The sequence below is a fragment of the Moheibacter lacus genome, from assembly GCF_014042165.1.
GTDB classification, from domain to species: domain Bacteria; phylum Bacteroidota; class Bacteroidia; order Flavobacteriales; family Weeksellaceae; genus Moheibacter; species Moheibacter lacus.
Genome location: NZ_JACDZE010000001.1, coordinates 1,090,252 through 1,112,943 on the forward strand (window position 1 = coordinate 1,090,252; position 22,692 = coordinate 1,112,943).

Here is a 22,692-nt window from a genome sequence, read left to right on the forward strand (position 1 = left end):
ATCATGCGGTAAAAAGAGTTTTTTGTTTTTTTTAACAAATCTAAATTTACCTTTTTAACTTCTATTTATCTAAGATCCAATGATTTTTGGCCTATTTTCAAACCATTTTGATACAAATCGATTTTATACGTTCCTTTCGGGAAATCATATTCTTCCCAATCGAAAGTTACATTTTGTTTCGTTCCTTTTGTGTAGTCAAACGCTACTTTATCCGAATATTCTATCGTTCCCAAAGACCAAGTTTCCAATTGACCCGGTGAAGCATCTTGAAATTTACCCAAAGTTCCGTCAGGTTTATAAATAGCGATGTAGACTTCTTGTTCACCTGATTCAGCAAATTCATTTGGATCCAAATCAAAAGTCACACGCATTTTATCGATTCTTTTGGCTTTATCAGTCTCTACTTCTTTTCCGGAATTACGCACGCGGAGACCGGTGATTTTATAATTGGAAACAGAGAATGTCGAGCGCATTTTATTTTCAGTAGCAACCGCTTTTGCTTTTTCTGATTCTACTTTTCCGCTCATTTTGAATGAGTTGTACCGCAAAGTGTCATTGACGACCAATAGAGAATCGTTTTTTTGTTGTAAAACCGCGATTTCTTGTTTGAACCTTGCGATGTCAGCATTGAGCGCATTGATCATGCGTTTGGCCTGTTTCAATTCAGACTCAGAAATATTGTTTTTATTCAAAATGTTTTGAATCTCTTTTTGTTTGTCAAAAATTTCGATGTCCCGTTTGGATAATAATGAGTCTTTGACACCCAAATCCAATTTGGATTGTTCAAATTCTTCCGTCAATAAGTCTAATTGATTCTGTAAGAGTGTCTTAGCGTTTTCCGTGTCTTTTAGATCTATGGTCAGCAAGTCGGTTTCTGCTTTGTTTTGGGAATGCTGGTAAAAATTATAGCCCAAGCTTCCGAGCAGCAACGCCGCCAAAACGCCCATGATGATGTACTCTTTAGTTTTTGAAGGTGGTGTAGGTTGTTCGTAGTTTGTTTGGGTTTCATTTGTTTCCATAAACTCAATTATTAAAATATGTTATTTCTCTTTGAATGTTATAAATGGGGGTTTGGTTTCGCAAAATCTTGCATTTGGTCCAATTATTTTCACTATCCATTTCAAATTCAAATCGATACAAATCGAATTGCTGAGTAGTATGGTTGAACGCCTTTAGCTCTGAGAGTAATCCGTCTTCATCATAAATTTCCGTTCGCTGAATCTTTCCTACTTGATCCGAAAACTCAATTTGGTTCAGTTGACCATTATCGTATGTAAACGTTTGGATTGTTTTTTCATTGCCCAATGCTGCAACTTTTTTTAACAAATCACCATTTTTGTATTCATATTTTACCGACTTTCCCTTATTTCCATTGTTATAGAAATTGGTTTCATTTCGGATAAGCCCCTTTTCATATTCCATTTGGTCCACAGAAAAAATTTTATCCTCCATCCAAAATACTTTTTTGATGATCTCTCCATTTTCATAAGAAGCATTCATCACCCAAAACTGGTCAGAAGTCTTTCCTGAATTGAATTCATCCGTTCTTACCAATTGATTTTGAATGTAATAATAAATTTTTCGCTGCGAAATCTTTCTCGGTTCTTCTCCATTTTGAATGAGTGTCGTTTCTAGTTTTTCCAATTGATTGGAAGGATTGATCTGAAAAATCGTTCGGTCAAACAATCCCAATTTCCCCCTATAATCCAAATAATTTTCCCGCAAAACCAAATTCCGTCTCGAGTCAAATTTCAGGTAAACGGAATCAAATTGTTCGCTGTCCAAAAACCCGGAAACGCCCGTTTGATTTGGATTTGAAAAATGGGTTGTAATGGAAGAAACGCTTTCCACTTTTCCGAGCAACCGAAAGTCGGTCGTGCGAAATTGCCCCGACAAAATTCCGTTCAATAACAGAAAGAAAAGACTAATTTTTATGACGCATTTCTTTGTATGCATTGATCAATCCATTGGTTGAGGAATCATGTGATTCGATTTGATTTTCATTTTCCAATTCGGGTAAAATTTGGTTGGCCAATTGCTTGCCCAATTCTACGCCCCACTGATCATAACTAAAAATGTTCCAAATTACACCTTGTACAAATATTTTATGTTCGTACATCGCGATTAAACTGCCTAAAGTTTTAGGTGTCAATTCTTTGTAAATAAAAGAATTGCTCGGTCTGTTTCCTTCAAAGATTTTATATGGTTTTAAAAACTCAATTTCTTCCTCCGTTTTTCCTGCTTTTTTCAATTCTTCCACCACTATTTCTTCCGATTTCCCAAAAGCCAAAGCTTCTGTTTGCGCAAAAAAGTTGGACAATAATTTTATTTGATGATCACCGATCGGATTTAATGAATTCGCGCCGGCGAGGAAATCACAAGGAATCAATTTCGTCCCCTGATGGATCAATTGGTAAAAAGCATGTTGACCATTTGTTCCCGGTTCTCCCCAAATGATTGGTCCTGTTTGATAGTTCACCACTTTTCCGTTTCGGTCCACATATTTTCCATTGCTTTCCATATCACCTTGTTGGAAATAAGCCGCAAACCTTGATAAATACTGTTCATAGGGTAAAATCGCAATGCTTTCCGCACCAAAAAAATTATTGTACCAAATGCCCAACAAGGCCAAAATCACCGGAATATTTTCTTCGAAATCCGCTACTTTGAAATGCGTATCCATCGCAAATGCTCCTTCCAATAAATCTTCAAAATTTTCATATCCAACACCCAAACAAATACTCAAACCAATTGCACTCCAAAGCGAATAACGACCGCCGACCCAATCCCAAAATTGGAACATATTTTTCGTGTCGATTCCAAATTTTTCCACTTCAGATTGATTAGTAGATAATGCGACAAAATGTTTAGCCACATCGGATTCTTTTGCTTCCGAACTTAAAAACCAATTCCGAGCCGTATGTGCATTGGTCATCGTTTCCTGTGTCGTAAAGGTTTTGGAAGCGATAATAAACAAAGTCGTTTCGGGATTTACTTTTTTCAAAGTTTCGGCGATATGCGTTCCATCAACATTGGACACAAAATGGAGGTTTAGCCTCGTTTGATAATGTTTCAAAGCTTCGGTTACCATGACCGGCCCCAAATCGGAACCACCGATTCCGATGTTCACAACGTCGGTGATTTCTTTTCCGGAAAATCCTTTCCATTTTCCGGAAATTACCTTTTCCGAAAAGACTTTCATTTGTTCCAAAACCGCATTGACTTCCGGCATCACATCTTTGCCTTTTACAAAAACAGGTTGGTTATCCCGGTTTCGCAAAGCCGTATGCAAAACGGCTCTTCCTTCCGTTTCATTGATCAAATCTCCGGCAAATTGTTTTTCGATGGCATCTTTCAATTGGCATTCTTCCGCCAATTCGAGTAACAACTTTTTGGTTTCTTCGTTGATCCGGTTTTTCGAATAATCAAAAAGGATATCGTTGAATTTCAGATGAAATTTTTCAAACCGATTTTCGTCTTGAAACATTTGAAGAAGCGAATGATGATGTATTTCCGAATAATGTTTTTCTAACTTTCGCCAAGCAGAAGTTTGGGTGGGATTTATTTTTTCTAAGGACATATTTTCATTTCTATTCAAACAAAAATAACGGAATTCTCCTTCAACTTCAATTTCAAAATGTGAAAAATTGTTTAAATTTATATGCAATTAAAAGAAAGTAAAATTAGAAAATGCGCCAAATTGTCATAGAAACATTTTCGGTTTTGATTTTGCTTTAGGTAAAGAAAATTAAACTAAAAAATGGATTTTAATCAATATACAATCAAATCAAGAGAAGCGGTTCAAAAAGCACAACAAATTGCTTTGGGGAATAGCAATCAGGCAATTGAGCCTGCCCATCTTTTTAAAGGAATGATGGAAACGGAACAAGATGTTTTAGACTTTATCATCGAGAAACAAAGTGGAAATATTCAACATATCAACAACGAAATAGCTGACATAATTTCAGGTTTTTCAAAAGTTTCGGGCGGATCCGGAAATCATATTTCCAACGAAACCAATAAAATTTTGATTTCGGCGACGGAGGAAGCCAAAAAGATGAAAGACGAATTCATCAGTTTGGAACATTTGTTTTTGGGATTTTTGAAAAACAATTCCAATGTGTCTCAAATCCTGAAAGATCAAGGCATCAGCTATGACGCCACCATTCAAGTCATCAACGAACTCCGAAAAGGCCAACGCGTAACTTCTGAAAACGCAGAAGAAACCTATAATTCTTTAAATAAATACGCCAAGAATTTAACGGAATTGGCTTACGATGGAAAATTGGATCCGGTCATCGGACGAGACGATGAAATCCGTCGTGTATTGCAAATTCTATCCCGAAGAACCAAAAACAATCCAATTCTGATAGGAGAGCCGGGAGTAGGTAAAACGGCGATTGCGGAAGGAATTGCGCATCGGATCGTAAGCGGAGATATTCCAGAAAACCTTATCGGAAAACAGGTTTTCTCACTCGATATGGGTGCTTTGGTTGCCGGGGCCAAATACAAAGGAGAATTCGAAGAAAGACTCAAATCGGTTGTGAAAGAAGTGACTTCTTCCGACGGAAACATTATTTTGTTCATCGATGAAATTCACACATTGGTCGGTGCAGGAGGTGGTGGAGAAGGAGCAATGGATGCGGCCAATATTCTGAAACCCGCTTTGGCACGTGGTGAATTAAGAGCAATAGGTGCAACGACTTTGAGCGAATACCAAAAATATTTCGAAAAAGACAAAGCCCTGGAAAGACGTTTCCAAAAAGTGATGGTGGAAGAACCGGATGAAGAATCGGCGATTTCGATTTTGCGGGGAATTAAAGAAAAATATGAAGTTCACCATAAAATCAGAATAAAAGACGAAGCAATTATTTCGGCAGTTCAACTTTCAACCCGATATATTTCAGATCGATTTCTGCCCGATAAAGCCATCGATTTAATGGACGAAGCCGCTTCGAAATTGCGGATGGAAATGAATTCCAAACCGGAAGAAATTGACAATTTGGATCGGAAAATCATCCAATTGGAAATTGAAATTCAAGCAATTAAAAAAGAAGGCGACGAAAAGAAATTGAATTTGCTCAAAGAAGAATTGGCCAATTTACAGGAACAAAGAACCGAGTTAAATGCCAAATGGCTGGAAGAAAAAGGAAAAGCAGATCAGGTGCAGGAAGCCAAAAAGAAAATCGATGAATTGAAAATTCAAGCCGAACAAGCCGAGCGCGCCGGAGATTATGAAACCGTAGCCCGAATTCGATATGAAGCTTTGAAACAAGAAGAGGAAAAGCTGCAAGAATTGGAACAACAAGTGGCGGAAGAAGGCGCCGGAAAAATGGTAAAAGAAGCCGTAGATGCGGAAGATATTGCAGAAGTCGTTTCCAAATGGACAGGTATTCCGGTCAATAAAATGTTGCAAAGCGAACGCGAAAAATTATTGCATCTCGAAGATGAGTTGCACAAAAGAGTCATCGGTCAAGAAGAAGCCATTCAAGCGGTTTCCGATGCGATTCGTCGTAGTCGTGCCGGACTCAGCGACGAAGGAAAACCGATTGGTTCGTTTTTGTTTCTCGGTCCTACGGGAGTTGGAAAAACGGAGTTGGCCAAAGCGCTTGCAGAATTTTTATTTGACGACGAAAATTCGATGACGCGGATTGACATGAGCGAATACCAGGAACGCCATTCCGTAAGCCGTTTGGTGGGCGCGCCTCCGGGTTATGTCGGTTATGATGAAGGCGGACAATTGACCGAAGCCGTGCGCCGAAGACCTTATTCGGTGATTTTGTTGGACGAGGTGGAAAAAGCGCATCCGGACGTTTTCAATATTTTGTTACAGGTGTTGGATGATGGTCGTTTGACGGACAACAAAGGACGTGTGGTCAATTTTAAAAATTCGATTATCATTATGACTTCGAACTTTGGTTCGCATATCATTTTGGAGAATTTTGAAAATTTGAAAACGGAAAATGTTCAGGAAATTTATGGGAAAACGAAAGCTCAAGTTTTTGAAGAATTGAAACGAAATTTCCGTCCGGAATTCTTGAATCGAATCGACGAAACGATTTTGTTCAAACCGTTGAGCAATAGCCAAATTTCAGGAATTGTGAAAATCCAGATTGACGAATTGGCTAAAAAATTGGCGAAGCGAGACATTACATTGGACATCACAAATGAAGCGCTCGAATACATTTCGCAACGTGGTTATGATCCGCAATTTGGAGCAAGACCGTTGAAAAGAGTCGTGCAACACGATGTTTTAAATGAATTGTCCAAAGAGATTTTAAAAGGAAATGTTCACGACAACAGTGTGGTGTTGATCGATTATTTTCCTGAAAAAGAAGGCGATAACAAATTGGTATTCAATGTGAAATAAAATAGGCGATAGAAATAAGACATAAGATTTTAGAGAAATCCCGTTGGTGAAATCCGGCGGGATTTTTATTTTTGCCGGATGAAAAAATTTATTGTCTTCCTCTTTTTCGCAATTTCTTCCATAAGTTATGCTCAAGATTATTTTAAAGGAAAAAATTTGGTTTGCGAACCAAAAAATGAAAAAGCAAGGGAAACATTTGAGTCTGCTATAAAAATCCTTCATCTTAATAAACAATTGGAACCTAAATATTTGAGAGCAAATAGTGAATTGTTCTTCCGGGCCACAAAAGAGGACAGCACTTTTTGTGATGCGTATTTTTTTACCGGCTATACTTCAAGGTTATTGAATGAATTTGAAAATGCTTTGGTTTTTTATTATATGGCAGATTCTTTGGCAGTTAAACCATCTGTAGAGTTCAAGCAGAATCTGGCAATGAGTGCTATGATATTGGGCAGTGATGAAATTGCCAGAAAGAAATTTGACGAGCTTAAGGAAAACTTTCCAGAAAATCCGGAAGGATATTATGGGGTAGGCTTGACTTCGACTATAATTGGTGATTATGAAAATGGTATTAATAATCTAAACCAAGCTATTTCCCTTTATAAAAATTCATCAAATCCTTCTATAACAGACGCCTATTACATCAAAGCGATTTTACTCACTTTATCAGAAAAATATGAGGATGCAATTTCGTATTTTGAAAAGTCATCTAAATTTAAAAAAGAGCCAAATTACTACACTCATTATTCATTGGCATTACTTAAAACTGCACAGAAAAACAACGATGAGAAAATGCTTAAAACGGCTAAAAAAATGTACGGAAAAATAGAAGATAAAACCCAAATTCCAGCTTTTTTGGTTCCTTTGTTTGATTTTAATTAACGGTAGCGGTCCAGTCTTTTTAGTTCGGTGGAAATCGAATCCTGCCAGTGAATCAATCGCTCACGCGTATGATTTTCCACTCGCTTTCCATTGAAAATATAACCATAAGATTGGGTGTCAAAAAGCGCATCGGCTTTGTCATTTTCGGCACGATAAAATTCGATAATGTCAAAATATGACTGAAGTTTGTGCACCTTTTTTTGATTCAATTTCGCTAAATCCCTTCGAATTTTCCTGGTGTACAATTCTGCCAAATCAAAATGAAGTTTTTCGTGTTGAAGCGTATTGGAATCTTTCAAAATCATCCAAGATTGATCTTTCAAAAAATAGGTTTTCACCGTAAAAACCGGCGGATTTTTGTCTTTGATTTGGTAATGGTATTCGATGCGTATTCCCGATTTGGCCAATACATTTTTGACATTTCTGGGTGGTTTTTGTTCAAAATCAGCATAATTCAATTCCAAAGATTCTCTCCATAAAATCTTGTTATCATCTTTCACAAACGATAGACAAAAAAGTAAAATCAATAAAGTGAAAGCTTTAGATTTCAAATTCAAATTTTTAGTAAAACGAATTCTAAATCAACTTAGTATGAACGAATTGATATATTCACCCAACACCCAACACCCAACATCTGCCATCCACATCCATCATCTCAATACCCAAACCTCCTTAAATCCCCATCTTTTTTCCGCCAATCTTTTTTGACTTTCACAAAGAGTTTGAGGAAGATTTTTTTATTGAAAAACTTTTCCAAATCCTCTCGTGCTTCTTTTCCGACTTTGGAAAGGGATTCCCCTTTATGACCAATGATGATTCCTTTTTGGGTATCGCGTTCCACGTAGATTTCGGTTTCGATTTGGATCAATTCCAGCCCTTCTTTAAAAATTTGGGTGACAACTTCTACCGAATACGGAATTTCCTTTTTATAATTCATCAGAATTTTTTCCCTGATTACTTCATTTACGATGAATCGTTCCGATTTGTCGGTCAATTGGTCTTCCGGAAAATACATCGGACCTTCCGGTAAAACCGAAATGATTTTGGTTTTCAGCATATCCACATTTACATTTTCCAAAGCCGAAATCGGAAGAATTTCAGCGTTGGGCAACAATTGATGCCAATGTTCCACCGTTTCTTCCAATCGTTCTTGCGTCGTCGTGTCGATTTTATTGATCAAAACCAAAAGCGGCGTTGACGTTTTTTGCAATCGCTCAAAGAATTCTTCATTTTTCGGACGTTTTTCACCGGCTTCCACCACGTACAAAATCAAATCGGCATCGACCAAAGATTCTTTTACATAATCCATCATTTTGGATTGGAGTTCGTAAGCAGGTTCAAGAATTCCCGGTGTATCGGAAAACACGATTTGGTAATCTTCGCCTGTAAGAATTCCTTTAATGCGATGACGAGTCGTTTGCGCTTTGGGTGTTGCGATGACCAATTTTTCATCCATCAACAAATTGAGCAAAGTTGATTTACCTACATTTGGATTTCCAATGATGTTGACGAAACCCGATCTGAATTTTTTTTCTTCCGACATATTTTGCAAAGATAGTTAGGAAGTTGGGAAAGTCCGAAAGATTTCGTGTTTCGTAAAAATTCTCTGCCTGACTTATATGGAATAATAAGTTTCTACCTAAATTTGTATCATGAGCAGATTAGTAATTTTAAATAGCGATCGTGAAGAGCAATTAGACTTGTTGATAAAAGTAGCTCGCGAAATGGGTATACAGGTGTCTTTGCTCGATGAAGAAACCAATCCCGAATTTGAAGTACGTTGGGCAAACGCCATCAGTATTGAAGAAGCACGCCAAATCAGCTTAGAACATTTAAAAACGCTTAACTGGAAAAAATGATATCGGTAGAGCGAGTAGTAACGAATTATCTTAACGACCTTATTGATATTTTATTTGAAGAAGAATACTTCACAAGTTACGAAAGCGCTAAACAGTATGTAAATAAAATCTATGATTTCATACTAAATACGACATCTTATGAACGTTTTAGAATAACCAAAGTTGACCAAGCAAGTTTGGGAAAATTTTTTGTTGTTTACAAAGCGAATAAAAGAACGAGTTGGCTTATCTTTTTTGAAAAAAATAAAAATCGTATACTCGTAACCCATATCACAAATAACCACACAGAAGAATACTCGAGAATTTTGGATTAACTCAATAGAGTAAAATGAGAAAAAACTTTGCAAATTTAACATACAAAACGCCCTTTGTTTTAGTAAATAAAACGGCTGAAGAAACCGAATTGGACAGTTTGCTTGTAAAAGAAAATTACACGGAAAAAGATGCGGAATTAAATCCGTATCGGGACAATCTTCCGGGAATTGCACCTTTTTTACGTGGACCTTATACCACGATGTATGTGCGGAAACCTTGGACCATACGTCAATACGCCGGATTTTCCACCGCCGAAGAGTCCAATGCTTTTTACCGCAGAAATCTCGCCGCCGGACAAAAAGGACTTTCCGTTGCTTTTGATTTGGCGACACATCGCGGTTACGATTCCGATCACGAACGTGTAGTGGGGGATGTAGGAAAAGCTGGGGTTGCGATCGATTCGGTTGAGGATATGAAAATTTTATTTGACCAAATTCCTTTGGATCAAATTTCCGTTTCCATGACGATGAACGGAGCGGTTTTGCCGATTTTGGCGTATTATATCGTGGCGGCGGAAGAACAAGGCGTTCAACAAAACCAATTGAGCGGAACGATTCAAAACGATATTTTAAAGGAATTTATGGTGCGAAATACGTATATCTATCCGCCGACGCCTTCCATGAAAATCATCGCCGACATATTCGAATACACTTCTCAAAACATCCCAAGATTTAATTCCATTTCGATTTCGGGCTATCATATGCAAGAAGCCGGAGCGACACCGGTTTTGGAAATGGCGTATACGCTGGCAGACGGATACGAATACGTGAAAACCGGATTGCAAGCGGGTTTAAATATTGATGATTTTGCTCCGAGATTGTCTTTTTTCTGGGCAATCGGGATGAATTATTATCAGGAAATTGCCAAAATGAGAGCAGCCAGAGTGATTTGGGCGGAAATGATGAAAGAATTCAATCCAAAAAGTCAAAAATCTTTGATGCTTAGAACGCATTGTCAAACTTCGGGTTGGAGTTTGACCGAACAAGAACCGTATAATAATATCACCCGAACAGCGATCGAAGCGATGGCGGCCGCATTGGGCGGAACACAATCTTTGCACACCAATGCTTTGGATGAAGCCATTGCACTTCCAACTGATTTCTCGGCTCGAATTGCCCGAAATACGCAATTGATCATCCAAGAAGAAACCCAAATTTGCCGAACGGCAGATCCAATGGCCGGAAGTTTTATGGTAGAATCTCTAACCGGACAGATGATGGAACAAGCTTGGAAATACATAGAAGAAGTAAAAGAATTGGGCGGAATGACCAAAGCCATCGAAGCGGGAATTCCGAAAATGCGCATCGAAGAAGCAGCAGCAAAAAAACAAGCCAAAATCGACATAGGAGAAGACGCTATCATCGGCGTGAATGCATACAAATCCAAATTGGAACAAGAAGAATTGGAGATTTTGGAAATCGACAATACGGCGGTTCGACTGAGTCAAATTGAACGTTTGAATAAAATCCGTTCGGAAAGAAATACCGAAAAAGTAGAAGAAATATTGGAACAACTGACCAAAGCAGCCAAAACCGGACAAGGAAATTTACTCGAATTGTCGATCGAGGCTGCACGAAGAAGAGTAACTTTGGGCGAAATTTCCGATGCCTTGGAAAGCGTATTCGGACGACACAAAGCCCAAACCAAATCCATTCAAGGCGTATATGCTATGGGAGCAAATCAAAATACATCGTTTACGGAAGCCCGAAAGTTGGCGGAAGAATTTTCAGAAAAATTTGGTCGCAGACCTCGAATTATGGTCGCCAAAATGGGACAAGACGGACACGATCGCGGCGCAAAAGTCGTAGCGACGAGCTATGCCGATATGGGATTTGACGTGGACATCGCACCCCTTTTTCAAACACCGGCCGAAGTCGCCAAACAAGCCATCGAAAACGATGTACATATTTTAGGGATTTCGTCTTTGGCAGCCGGACACAAAACTTTGGTTCCCGAAGTGGTGGAAGAACTTAAAAAATACGGTCGTGAAGATATGTTCATCGTGGTGGGAGGTGTAATTCCCCGACAAGATTATGATTTCCTTTACAAGCACGGTGCCCATGCGATTTTCGGGCCGGGAACCAATTTGGCCGATTCGGCGATTGAAGTTTTGAATAAATTTTTAAAAGATTGAGAGCTCTATGAATGAAGAGGTGAAAATACCAATGAGTATGAAAAAGTCAATACTATCAATTATCGGGTGCCTTATCTTTATTGGCTTTAGCATTTGGTTCATTATAGATCCTCAACAATTTCTGAATTTTAGACGTCAAAATGAAACGACTATATTTATTGTTGGAATTATTGGATTAATCACATTTTCAATTTTTTTAATTTCTATTACTTACAAATTATTCCAAAAAAACACTGGAATTCATTTCAAAAAGGATGGTTTTTTCGATAATTCAAATGCCACTTCTGCTGGTTTTGTAAAATGGGAAGATGTTTTGAAAATTGATGAAGCAAAAGTCGCTAATCAAAAATTTGTCTTGGTAATGGTTAAAAACCCGGATGATTATGTAAAAAGGCAAAAATCATTGGTAAAACGTAAATTGATGGCGTCTAATATGTCTTTTTATGAATCTCCAATTATGATATCAGCAAATCATTTACAGATAAATTATGATAAACTGTTGGAACTAATGAAAAGTCAGTTTGAAAAATATAATTTAATAACCACTTAAATTATCGGAATTTGTTTAGATTATTTACTAATACCCTAAAATTTTTCTGCATCGCATTCATCATTTGGTTTGCAGTATATTTCCTATTGGGCGATCGATTTTCCATCTATTTTACAGACCGGGTTTTTGCGTCTTATTTTCCAGAGATTTTGGTGTTTTTGACCGCCGCTTCGATTTATGGATTGTTTATTTTAGCCATCAAATCTTCCTACAAAAAATGGCAAAACATTTTACTTTTCATCGGCGGATTTCTATTTGCATTAACTCCATTTTTGGCTTACCATGGCTATTTTCAATATCAATGTGATTTTTGGAATCAGGAAATCAAAGAAGAAAAGACGATTTATTTCAATTCTCAAAACAAGTTTGAAACTGTAAAAGTGATCCAATCTGTTTGTGGTACTGATAATTCGGAAATCAAATTGGATACGGTTTTTTCGAAACAATTCACACCTTATTTCGAAATGCAAAATCCGGTAAAAATTCAGAAAGTTGAAAATGCGGATTGGACAGTAGTGAAATAGAAGGCGTTTATAAAAATCCTTCCTTTCCCTACAAGATTTCCAAAATCTTGGAGATTTTTCATTAATTCATTTCTTTTTATCTTTAGAATTCAAATCGTCAAAATGTCCACCCAAAAAGAAAAATTATTGCGCAAACACAAAGCCATTGCCACCGGTTTGTTTTTTCTGATGGCGTTGGTGTATGGTTTGATGGTGTATTTTCAGCATCATTCGCCAGCAGCTTGGATGGGTTATGTGGAAGCTTTTTCGGAAGCAGCGATGGTCGGTGCATTGGCGGATTGGTTCGCGGTGACGGCATTGTTCAAACATCCACTCGGAATTCCGATTCCGCATACCAATTTGATCGAAAACAAGAAAAACGATCTTGGTCGGAACCTCGGTTCATTTGTTCGAAATAACTTTTTGACTCCAAAAAACATTCGCCCATATATTGAAAAATTGGATGTAGTAAAATTTGCGTCGGGTTGGTTGGACAAACCGAGTAGTAGGGAAATTCTAGGTCAGGAAATTTTGCATTTGATTCAGAAAATCATCCATGATTTAGATGATGAAGAAGTTCGGAATTTCATTGCCAATAAAGGTTCGGAAATCTTAAAAACCATTGATTACCAAAAAATTACTTCTTCCGGAATTCATTATATGGTGGAAAAAGGCGAACATGTCAAATTGCTCGAAACGCTATTGCCGCAATTGAAAGCATATGTAGAGGAAAGTCAGGAATTGATCCGTGAACGAATTTCTGAAAACAAACCTTTTATTGCATTTCTGGCCGGTAAAAGGATTTCGAGAGAAATGACGGATGGAATCATGAAATTTATCGAAGAAGTTGAATTGGACAAAGAACATTTCGTCCGAAATAAATTGACCGAGAATTTAGAGTCTTTTGCGGAAGAGTTGTTGGTTTCGGAAAGTTGGAATGAAAAGTTCGACCAATTGAAAACGGATTTGATTTCGCCTGAAAATTTAAGTCAATATGCGGATGACGCTTGGGAATCAATCAAGGCAATGTTGGATGAAAACATCGAAAATCCGGATTCAGGACTGAATCAATACCTCCATAAAAACATCAGAAAGCTCTCTGAATCGTTACAAAACGATGAAGAATTAAAATTACGCATCAACAAATGGATCCGTCATTTTTTGTATCGGATGATTTTAAAAAACAGCGAAGAGGTTCAAACATTAATCAGCAAAACGGTTGAAAGTTGGGAAGGTAAAGAGTTGAGTAACAAGTTGGAACTAGAAGTTGGGAAAGATCTGCAATTTATTCGGATCAACGGAACTTTGGTCGGTGGACTGGTAGGATTGGTGATTTATACGATTACCCATTTTTTTGTTTCTTCATAAATTATGGGCTGAAAACTTGCTTATATGCTTGTAAATGCTATTTTTGTATGCCTTAAAATTAATTTATAAATAAAATAATTATGAAAAATTTAGTTGACAAAATTCACGAAGAATTCGAATCATTTAAAAATGAAGCTGCGGCTCAAGTAGAAAAAGGAAACAAAGCGGCTGGAACAAGAGCCCGTAAATCTGCATTGGAATTGAGCAAAATGTTCAAAGAATTCAGAAAAGCATCTGTAGAAGCTTCAAAAAAATAAGAATTCAGAAAAATTAAACGCTGCGTTCTGTGAAATTTCATAGCACGCGGCGTTTTCTTTTGCGATGCACGCAACCTTTCTCGCTCTCTTCTCTTTATCGTATCTTTATCGCTTCATTATCAAAAGAGTGTCGGGAATTAAAACCATATTTTGCTGGACTTTTCTGTTCGTTTTGTCATTTTTAAATGCACAAACCGTTGAAGAATGCGATAAAATCTTGGTCGAAGCGGTTCAGGAAATGAACCGGAAAAACCATGCTCGTTCGTTGGAATTGCTTACGGAAGTCAAATCCATGGCGGAGACCAATAATTGGAACAAACAACTTTTTCTTGCCATTAATAACATCGGTGCAAATTATTATTTGATGCTTGATTACGGTGAAGCACTCGATAATTACCTTGAAGCTTATAAAATTGCGCTCAAAGATTTAGACGCAAAACATGAAATGATTGTCTTGAATAACATTGCGATTTTGTATTCCAAAGACGCCAAAAATGACAAAGCCGAAGAATATTTTCTCAAAGCCTATGAAATCGCCAAAGACAACAATGACAGTTTAAAAATAGGTTTGTACGCTACGAATCTGGCGACCGTTGCCAACGCCAAAGAAGAAATTCAAAAGGCGGAATCTTACATTAAAATTGCACTTCCTTTATTAAAAGACACACCACCGATTTTGGCGCAGGCACAAATCACCAATGCGCAGAATTTAGTTTTGAAGAAGAAATTTCCGGAAGCAAAAGAGATTGCTTTGGAGCTTTTACCAAATTTGAAAACGTCTGAACTGAGTGAACATCGCATTTCGGTTTTGATGATTTTAGCAAAAGTGTATGAGAGTGAAAAAAACATTCCCTTGGCAATCGACTATATAAAACGAGCAGGAACTGATCCCAATGTAAGTCTGGAAAACAAGATAGATGTATTTGATCGTTTGACGGAATTGTATCGGAAACGGAACGAGAATTCTACCGCATTTGCCTATAAAGATTCTGTAATTTTTGCCAAAGATTCATTGAACCAAATCAAGAACGGAAAGCTTTTCGAAAACAGTAGAATTAAATTCGAATTACAGAATTATCAAAAAGAATTGTCCGAAAGCCAGGAAAAATTAATTTCGGAACGTCGGTTATTTTATTTCATTTTAGGTGGAATTTTAATTTTCATTGTCCTGATTCTTTGGGCAATATGGAATTATTCCTCCCGATTGAAACAGAAGAAAATCATCGCAGAAAGCAATCAGAAAATAGCTGAACTCGAATTGGAAAACCAGAAAAACGACAAAATCCTTTTGGAGCAACAACTCAATGAAAAAGAAGTGCTTACGCTTTTGGAACAGGAAAAATTCAAAAACGAAATTGAATCCAAAAACCGCCAGCTCGCTTCTAAAGCTTTATCCATTTCTACGCGTAACGAACTGATTGAAGACATCATGGAAGCCCTTTCGAAAGAGTCAGAAATTCGAGGAAACGAACGACTGAAGCGCAGGATTTTTGAATTGCGAAATCATTTGAAAAAGGATTCGGAATGGGACGAATTTTTTACGCATTTTGAAGAAACAAACCATGGTTTTCTGTCTTCACTTCGGGAAAAACATCCGGAACTGACTTCCAACGACGTACGCTTTCTTTCTTATATCTACATGAATTTGTCCACCAAAGAAATTTCGTCTCTTTTGAACATTACCGTAGAGGCTTGTCGTAAACGAAAAGAAAGAATTACCAAGAAAATGAATTTGTCAGAAGAAACAGATTTATATAAGTATATTTCAATCATTTAGAAAAAATGTCACGCTTTTTCTAATAGTCAGTCGTGTTATTTCTTTTAAAAATTTTTGGATTGAAAATCTTTGTGGCGAATTTGCGATATAAAATTTTACATCCACATTCACATGAGAAAAATTACTTTATTACTTCTATTGAACTGTTGTTGTTTCAGTCTTTTATTTGGACAAGTTGAGGCAATTGGTTCGAACGAGTACGGCAGAATCTTCGGCGTGACTTACGACAAAACAACAGAGAACAAATTATACGCCATCACATTGGGAAATCATATTTTGAGTTCTACGGATAACGGACAGAACTGGGATATTTTTTATTCCATTCAAGATGGATATTTTAACAAATTAGAAAATAATTTAAAGAATTACGGAGACGATCAATTAACCTTTTCGATGCGTTCCGTTACAGACGTTGCCCGAACGGTATTTCTATTGAATACGACCACTCGTCAGATTGATCATCAATATACTGCTCCCAGCCCAAATCCCGGAGGTGATACTTGGGTTTCTTCTTACAGTATTTCTGCATCGGATGAAAACTATGCATTGCTTTCTATAGGTTATCCGCTTGGTTTCGGAGCAGCAGAGACCACCTATTATACAGCCGACGGAGGAAGTACTTGGACTGTGGTTTATGATTCCACTCAAAACATGGACATCATCCCTGGACAGGTTGCGATTCACCCTGAAATCCCAGAAAAACTTTACATTGCTCGTGGAAACGGAAACACAGACGTAGATGGAGGTTTATTGATTTCAGAAGATGGAGGAGCGAGTTGGGAAGAAAAGTTAGCAGGAATCGTTTTGAATCCGATTACTTTTAATCCTTCTAATGCTGACGAAATCTGGGTAGGAACCGGAATCAGTTTTGGGGAATATCCGGAAGGTTTATATAAATCAACAGATGGTGGAGATACGTGGAATGAAGTTGAAATTGCTTGGACAGATTATTTATTGGATTGCATCAACGTAATTCAATTCAATCCATCTGATCCGATGAATATAATTGTTTTGGAAGATAACGAAGTAGCCATTTCAAATGATGGAGGAGCGAGTTGGGATGTTCATGTGTATGAAAATGCGGCCGATATGCCAGAGGAATATTATTATGGACTTGATGCTTCATTTAATCCTTTTGCAGAAAATGAAGTTTTTATCTCTGCAAATTATTATCCGATGTTTTCAACCAATCAAGGAGAAACGATGACCAGAGTAAAAACCAAATATTTTGCGGGAGGTGGAAATGTTCATTATTTTAACAACGGAACGGAAGAACATCTTTATTACGGTGCACAATTCGGATATGCTCACAGGAACATTCAAACTTCCACAGAAAACGGATATGACATCATGCCGTTGAATTTTGTGACCAATAATTCAGGAACTGGAGTAATGATTGATTCGAACATGGCAGGAAGGGTTTATACTTTTGCGGGCGGATTTATGGGATCCAGTTTAAAAATGAGCAATAATCATGGAGAAAATCCGACAGAAATTTTCAGTACTTTTTCAGGTAGTTTGCACGATGTAAAATCTGTTCCTGGCAATGAAAACAAAGTTTGGGCTTCTTTCTCATCTTTCGGAGAAAATGCAGAAATCTATGAAATTGACTTTTCGGACATCAATAGTATTCAGTCAAACAGCATTTCACTTCCTAATTCTTCCGGAGTTGTGATGGGATTTCTTTTCGGAGAAAATGATGAAACTGTCATTGCTGTAAGAGGAAGCCGTGTGCATAAAACAATGGACGGAGGAAGTTCATGGATGGAAATCAGTTCGGGATTGGAAACTTTGAACATCGATAATGACATTATTTTCAAGATTGTTCAAAATCCATTGGATGTCAATCAAATGACGATTACTTCCAACAAAGGAATTTTTACAACAACGGACGGTGGCGAAAACTGGACAAGAATCCATAATTCTTTTGTACACAATGTGAAACATTCCACTGTTACAAACGGACAAATCATCGCAGCAACGCATGATTCCAATGATTCTCAATTTGGTTTGAGATATTCAAAAGATAGTGGAGCAACTTGGACAGAAATACCGGATGAAGACTTGAACTATTTAAGTTCTACCAATGTTTTTGGATCAACTGATTTTGATTTTCATGAAGATTTAGTGGATGTTTACGTTTCGACTTCAGGATTGGGACTGATCAAATACACCATCAATTTGGAAACCATGAGCGTTATCGATTCCGACTTGTTGGCAAATAAATCAACGGTTATTTATCCGAATCCGGCTACGGATGTTGTCAACATCGAAAGCAAAGAAAACATTAATTCAGTAGAAATCATTGGATTAACAGGTCAGAAGTTATTGAACTCAACTGCGAAACAAATCAATGTTTCTCATCTGAACAAAGGAATCTACATCGTAAAAGTACTTCTTGAAAATGGAAAAACAGAAACGCATAAATTGATTAAAAAATAAAATTTATTAAATAATTCTTCATGAAAAGGCAACTCTGTATGGGTTGCCTTTTCTTTTAACATTCCTGCTAAAGTACACGGATTATTCGGCGAAATTTTTTAATATTAGTATTTGGAATGAGGAATTTTTTTAGAATTTTCATAAAAACCATTATTGTATTTCTGATTTTACATTCATTTGCTCGTGCTTCTACGCCCGAAAAATGCGATGAAATCATCAATGCAGCCATAGAAGAACGCCAGAACCGAGACTTTACCAAATCACTCGAATTGCTTTCGCAAGCAAAAAACATAGCGGAAGAAAACAATTGGCAGGAACAGCGTTTCAGAGCGATTAACAATATCGGGGCGGCTTATTATGTCATGTCGGATTTCGGGGAAGCGATTTCATACTATCTGGAAGCATACTCAATTGCAATCGAACACCTCACGTTCAAGCAGGAAATTACGGCTTTGAACAACATTGCCATTCTGTATTTTGACGAAGGCGATTTCAATAGAGCGGAAGAATATTTTCAAAAAGCATACACCATCGCAAAAAATGAAAACATTGAAGCTAAAATCCCTTTATATGCCGTAAATCTTGGGAATTCGCTCAACCGTCAAAAAAGATATGAGGAAGCACTGAATTACTATGAAGAAGCAATTTCTTCAGCCGGGGAGGACAAAATTGTTTTAACACACGCTTTTCTTGGAAAAGGCGAAATCTTCTTTTTACAAAAAAAATATACAGAAGCTGAAACCGTCCTCAATGAACTTTCCAAAAAAACTTCTGAAATAGCACTCAGGCAAGTACATATCACAAGTCTGACCATGCTTTCTCAAATCTATCAACAAAAAGGGCTTTGGAGAGAATCTTTAAATTATGCGTTGGAAGCCCAACGAAAAAGTTTATCGCTGGAACAGAAAATCCAAAGCTACGAACAGCTTTTTTCGATTTATAAACATCAGAACGACCTGGACAATTCTATTCTTTATAAAGATTCGGTTATTTGGGCAAAAGACAGTTTGAATGTGCTGAAAAACAGTGCTTTGTTTGAAAATAACAAAGTGAAATTTGAAATTCAGAATTACCAGAAAGAACTTTCAGAAAGTCAGCAAAAATTAGAATCGGAAAGAAAAATCTTTCTGACAACAATCGCTTTAAGTTCGGTTGCTTTAATTCTTCTGATTTGGGCTTTGTGGAACAATTCAATCAAATACAAACAGAAAAAAATCATTTCGGAACGTAATCAGAAAATTATCCAATTGGAATTGGAAAAGGAAATTGAATCCAAAAACCGAAAACTGACCGCAAAAGCGATTCATCTTTCTTCCAAAAACGAATTGATTCAAGATTTGATTGATACGTTTTCCAACGAACCGGAAATTTTACAATCCGCTTCCGTCCGCGGAAAAATAAATTCTATTCAAAATCATTTGAAAAAAGAAAACGAACTGGATGATTTTTTTACGCATTTCGAAGAAGCCAATCATGGATTCATTTCTTCAGTCAAATCCAGTCATCCTGATTTGAATTCAAATGACCTTCGATTCATCGCTTACATCTACATGGATCTCAGTATCAAAGAAATTTCTTCACTTTTGAACATCACGATGGATGCTTGTCGCAAAAGAAAAGAGAGAATCAGCCGGAAAATGGGAATTGAAGATACTTCTTTGTTATACAATCACTTACATTCTTTTGTAAAATAGCGTCCGATTATATTTAGAGGATGTCCGATTAATTCGTGTCTGATTTTTTGTGCTGAAATTCATTTTTCGGAACATTGAACTATCAATCACAAAAAGAAAGATATGAAGAGACATTTTATTTTATTTTTCATTGTTGCGCTTTATGGTCTTACAAACCTGAAAGCCCAATTTGAAACCAGCGGTACAGAAGATTTCGGTAGATTATTTGACATTACCTATGATTTAAATGTGGAAGACAAACTTTACGCTTCCACCTTGAAAAACCATTTATTGGTTTCGTACGACAAAGGAGAAAATTGGGAAATTCTTTTTTCGTTTCCCATTACGGAAGCCATCGAAATTCATGATCTGAAACAAATGGGAGACAATACCTTGAGTTTCATTATGTATAATTTAGATTCTAATAACAATAAATTGGTCTTTTATGACATGGAAACCAATGAGTTGACAAAAGAAATTTATCCTCCGTATGAAGCAGATTTTAATCGGATCAAATCCTATTCTGTTTATGGGCCCAATCCCAATATCATTCTTTTACATGCTAGTTTTGACTGGGAAAACACAGAGAAAGTATTTTACACAACCGATGGCGGAGAAAACTGGTCGGAAGTTTATGATCATGCACAAAACAATGGCGTTACGGTTAACAATGCTGTCATCAGTCCGTTTGATCCCGATAAACTATTTTTAGCAAGAGGTGTCGGGAATTTTGAAGAAGATGGCGGATTGTGGGTTTCGGAAAATGCCGGAGCTGACTGGACGGAAGTGATCAGTGGAGCCAATTTTGACGCAATTGAATTCAATGCCATGAACCCGCAAGATATTTTGGTGGGAACCAGCATGAATTTCAACGAACAAACTCAAAATGTTTTCCGTTCTTCTGACGGTGGAAACACTTGGGTAGAAATGCCGATTTCCTGGACAGACGGAGTGTTGAATCATATCAACATCATCAAATTCAATCCATTTAATTTTGACAATATCATCGTTTTAGAAGAAAACGAAATCGTAATTTCTCAAGACAGAGGAAATACGTGGGAAAACTATCCTTATACCAATGATGATCCGTTTGAATACTATGCAGGACTCAATATGAGTTTCAATCCTTTTGTAGAAGACGAACTGATCATCACCGGAAATTTTTATCCGTTTTATTCCAACGATGGAGCTGTTACGCTTTCTCAGATGAAAAATCCTTATTTTGAAGTGACGGGCAGTTTGGATGTTTTCTCACAAGATGCACAACACCTTTATTATGGTGTTCAAGGTGGATACATTCATCTCAACCTTACAACGATGGAACAACAAAGCACGGAAATCCCACCGATTGGAAGTTATTCTGTTTCGTCGGCCGATAAAATTTTTGCTGATCAAAATGTGGAAGGAAGGGTTTACAATTTCAAAGGTGGTTTCATGGGAGCTGAAGTAACGCTCAGTGAAGACCATGGTCAAACGAAACTAACGTTGATGAATACATTTATGAATTATCTAGATGTTGCAGTTTCCGATCCAAATGATGTTAATTTGATCTGGGTTGCGGTTTCTGACATAGTTACTGAAAATGAATTGTATAAAATAGACGTTTCCAATCAGGAGAACATCAGCAGTACGATGATGAATTTACCACAGCCCGGCGCCTTGAGTGGTTTATACATCAACCCTTCAAACAGTCAGGAAATGATAGCGGCAATTGGTGCAGGCATATTCAAATCGATGGATGGCGCCAACACTTGGACGTCTTGGGGAAGCGGGCTGGAAATGTCTTTAGACCCTTCAGTAGATGTAATTCTTAAATTTACTCAAAACCCGGCAAACCCTAATATTTTTTCCATTGCCACCAGTCAGGGGATTTTTGTATCAACGGATGCCGGAGAGAATTGGGTCAAAAAATACGACGGAGTCATCCAAAACGTTTCACTTTCTGCTTATAACGAAAATCACATAGTAGGCGTGATTCAAACTTCAGAATTTACAAGCCCCAAAATAATTTTCTCAACTGATCTTGGAGAATCTTGGGAAGAAATCACAAGCGAAGAGCTATTTGATGTAGCTACTTACAAAAGCACCGTTCGGTTTTTGGAAGACTCGGCAGAAATTTATTTGGGAACTTTTGATTTGGGATTAATTAAAATAACCGTTGATTTGGAAACCATGGATGTCAGCGAACCTGAATTCATCTCACACAACACGATTTATCCCAATCCAACCCGTGATTTCTTAAACATACAAATCCGTGAAGAAATAAATTCTGTTGAAATATATTCCCTTTCCGGACAGAGACTAATGATTTCTTCTGGTTCTAAAATAAATGTTTCGCATTTAAATAAAGGGATTTACATCATTCAAATTCATTCAAAAAACGGAAAAACAGAAAGTCAAAAGTTCATAATAAATTAATGTGTGTTAAACTGATAAGTCCTGAAAATTAAAATTTCAGGGCTTATTTTAATTTTATAATTCACTCATTTTTAAACAAATAAATCAGTTGTCACAAAATGTCTTGTATCATTTTTCCGATTTTAAAAATATATTTTTCAAATT

Annotated in this window: 18 protein-coding genes; 13 read left to right on the forward strand and 5 right to left on the reverse strand. The window is 37.1% G+C overall.

What is annotated here, in order from left to right; genetic code table 11:
* Positions 1-65: 65 nt before the first annotated feature.
* From HU137_RS05075 to pgi, 3 genes are read right to left on the reverse strand one after another with little or no spacing between them, the layout of a single operon-like run.
* Complete coding sequence (locus HU137_RS05075) at positions 66-1,019, reverse strand: coiled-coil domain-containing protein (RefSeq protein WP_182042707.1); 954 nt, start codon at positions 1,017-1,019, stop codon at positions 66-68.
* Between the two features lie 4 nt (positions 1,020-1,023).
* Positions 1,024-1,956 carry a hypothetical protein gene (locus HU137_RS05080; RefSeq protein WP_182042708.1) on the reverse strand — a complete coding sequence of 311 codons (933 nt, stop codon included), beginning with the start codon at positions 1,954-1,956 and terminating at the stop codon, positions 1,024-1,026.
* On the reverse strand, positions 1,925-3,580 hold the full coding sequence (gene pgi / locus HU137_RS05085) for a glucose-6-phosphate isomerase (RefSeq protein ID WP_182042709.1): 1,656 nt from the start codon (positions 3,578-3,580) through the stop codon (positions 1,925-1,927). Before pgi ends, HU137_RS05080 begins: the two co-directional genes overlap by 32 nt.
* A 180-nt stretch (positions 3,581-3,760) precedes the next feature.
* On the opposite strand from pgi, the gene clpB reads away from it, so the two are divergent.
* Entirely contained in the window at positions 3,761-6,370 is a 2,610-nt protein-coding gene (gene clpB, locus HU137_RS05090; protein WP_182042710.1) for an ATP-dependent chaperone ClpB, read from the forward strand.
* Between the two features lie 78 nt (positions 6,371-6,448).
* On the forward strand, positions 6,449-7,252 hold the full coding sequence (locus tag HU137_RS05095; RefSeq protein WP_182042711.1) for a tetratricopeptide repeat protein: 804 nt from the start codon (positions 6,449-6,451) through the stop codon (positions 7,250-7,252).
* On the opposite strand, the gene HU137_RS05100 is transcribed toward HU137_RS05095, so the two are convergent.
* Entirely contained in the window at positions 7,249-7,803 is a 555-nt protein-coding gene (locus tag HU137_RS05100; RefSeq protein WP_182042712.1) for a hypothetical protein, read from the reverse strand. The two genes, HU137_RS05095 and HU137_RS05100, sit on opposite strands and share 4 nt — an antisense overlap.
* A 104-nt stretch (positions 7,804-7,907) precedes the next feature.
* Entirely contained in the window at positions 7,908-8,795 is an 888-nt protein-coding gene (era, locus tag HU137_RS05105; RefSeq protein ID WP_182042713.1) for a GTPase Era, read from the reverse strand.
* A 109-nt stretch (positions 8,796-8,904) separates the two neighbouring features.
* Between era and HU137_RS05110 the strand changes: the two genes are divergently transcribed.
* From HU137_RS05110 to HU137_RS05160, 11 genes are all read left to right on the forward strand, one after another.
* Positions 8,905-9,111 (forward strand): hypothetical protein, encoded by a 207-nt coding sequence (locus HU137_RS05110; RefSeq protein WP_182042714.1) that lies wholly within the window; start codon positions 8,905-8,907, stop codon positions 9,109-9,111.
* Positions 9,108-9,425, forward strand: coding sequence for a hypothetical protein (locus tag HU137_RS05115; RefSeq protein WP_182042715.1), 318 nt, complete (start codon positions 9,108-9,110; stop codon positions 9,423-9,425). Before HU137_RS05110 ends, HU137_RS05115 begins: the two co-directional genes overlap by 4 nt.
* Before the next feature lie 14 nt (positions 9,426-9,439).
* The gene (gene scpA, locus HU137_RS05120) at positions 9,440-11,560 is read left to right on the forward strand and encodes a methylmalonyl-CoA mutase (RefSeq protein WP_182042716.1); all 2,121 of its coding nucleotides are present in this window, start codon (positions 9,440-9,442) and stop codon (positions 11,558-11,560) included.
* 37 nt (positions 11,561-11,597) lie between these two features.
* Positions 11,598-12,110 carry an STM3941 family protein gene (locus HU137_RS05125; RefSeq protein WP_182042717.1) on the forward strand — a complete coding sequence of 171 codons (513 nt, stop codon included), beginning with the start codon at positions 11,598-11,600 and terminating at the stop codon, positions 12,108-12,110.
* Positions 12,111-12,121: 11 nt separating this feature from the next.
* Entirely contained in the window at positions 12,122-12,634 is a 513-nt protein-coding gene (locus HU137_RS05130; protein WP_182042718.1) for a hypothetical protein, read from the forward strand.
* Between the two features lie 102 nt (positions 12,635-12,736).
* Entirely contained in the window at positions 12,737-13,981 is a 1,245-nt protein-coding gene (locus HU137_RS05135) for a DUF445 domain-containing protein (RefSeq protein ID WP_182042719.1), read from the forward strand.
* 80 nt (positions 13,982-14,061) lie between these two features.
* On the forward strand, positions 14,062-14,238 hold the full coding sequence (locus tag HU137_RS05140) for a histone H1 (protein ID WP_182042720.1): 177 nt from the start codon (positions 14,062-14,064) through the stop codon (positions 14,236-14,238).
* A 127-nt stretch (positions 14,239-14,365) separates the two neighbouring features.
* Positions 14,366-16,015: a tetratricopeptide repeat protein gene (locus HU137_RS05145; RefSeq protein WP_182042721.1), complete on the forward strand. Its 1,650-nt coding sequence runs from the start codon at positions 14,366-14,368 to the stop codon at positions 16,013-16,015.
* Between the two features lie 111 nt (positions 16,016-16,126).
* Positions 16,127-18,457, forward strand: a complete 2,331-nt coding sequence (locus HU137_RS05150) for a T9SS type A sorting domain-containing protein (RefSeq protein ID WP_182042722.1) — start codon at positions 16,127-16,129, stop codon at positions 18,455-18,457.
* 116 nt (positions 18,458-18,573) lie between these two features.
* A complete protein-coding gene (locus tag HU137_RS05155) occupies positions 18,574-20,151 on the forward strand; it encodes a tetratricopeptide repeat protein (RefSeq protein ID WP_182042723.1) in 1,578 nt (525 codons plus the stop codon).
* A 102-nt stretch (positions 20,152-20,253) separates the two neighbouring features.
* Entirely contained in the window at positions 20,254-22,548 is a 2,295-nt protein-coding gene (locus tag HU137_RS05160; protein WP_182042724.1) for a VPS10 domain-containing protein, read from the forward strand.
* The last annotated feature ends 144 nt before the right edge of the window (positions 22,549-22,692 follow it).

Excerpts from the sequence above, each read along its gene's own strand:
- HU137_RS05150 (WP_182042722.1), top strand. The coding sequence starts at position 16,127 with ATGAGAAAAATTACTTTATTACTTCTATTGAACTGTTGTTGTTTCAGT.
- HU137_RS05075 (WP_182042707.1), bottom strand. The coding sequence starts at position 1,019 with ATGGAAACAAATGAAACCCAAACAAACTACGAACAACCTACACCACCT.
- pgi (WP_182042709.1), bottom strand. The coding sequence starts at position 3,580 with ATGTCCTTAGAAAAAATAAATCCCACCCAAACTTCTGCTTGGCGAAAG.
- HU137_RS05155 (WP_182042723.1), top strand. The coding sequence starts at position 18,574 with ATGAGGAATTTTTTTAGAATTTTCATAAAAACCATTATTGTATTTCTG.
- HU137_RS05135 (WP_182042719.1), top strand. The coding sequence starts at position 12,737 with ATGTCCACCCAAAAAGAAAAATTATTGCGCAAACACAAAGCCATTGCC.
- HU137_RS05115 (WP_182042715.1), top strand. The coding sequence starts at position 9,108 with ATGATATCGGTAGAGCGAGTAGTAACGAATTATCTTAACGACCTTATT.
- HU137_RS05125 (WP_182042717.1), top strand. The coding sequence starts at position 11,598 with ATGAAAAAGTCAATACTATCAATTATCGGGTGCCTTATCTTTATTGGC.
- HU137_RS05160 (WP_182042724.1), top strand. The coding sequence starts at position 20,254 with ATGAAGAGACATTTTATTTTATTTTTCATTGTTGCGCTTTATGGTCTT.
- clpB (WP_182042710.1), top strand. The coding sequence starts at position 3,761 with ATGGATTTTAATCAATATACAATCAAATCAAGAGAAGCGGTTCAAAAA.
- HU137_RS05140 (WP_182042720.1), top strand. The coding sequence starts at position 14,062 with ATGAAAAATTTAGTTGACAAAATTCACGAAGAATTCGAATCATTTAAA.
- HU137_RS05095 (WP_182042711.1), top strand. The coding sequence starts at position 6,449 with ATGAAAAAATTTATTGTCTTCCTCTTTTTCGCAATTTCTTCCATAAGT.
- scpA (WP_182042716.1), top strand. The coding sequence starts at position 9,440 with ATGAGAAAAAACTTTGCAAATTTAACATACAAAACGCCCTTTGTTTTA.
- HU137_RS05110 (WP_182042714.1), top strand. The coding sequence starts at position 8,905 with ATGAGCAGATTAGTAATTTTAAATAGCGATCGTGAAGAGCAATTAGAC.
- era (WP_182042713.1), bottom strand. The coding sequence starts at position 8,795 with ATGTCGGAAGAAAAAAAATTCAGATCGGGTTTCGTCAACATCATTGGA.
- HU137_RS05080 (WP_182042708.1), bottom strand. The coding sequence starts at position 1,956 with ATGCATACAAAGAAATGCGTCATAAAAATTAGTCTTTTCTTTCTGTTA.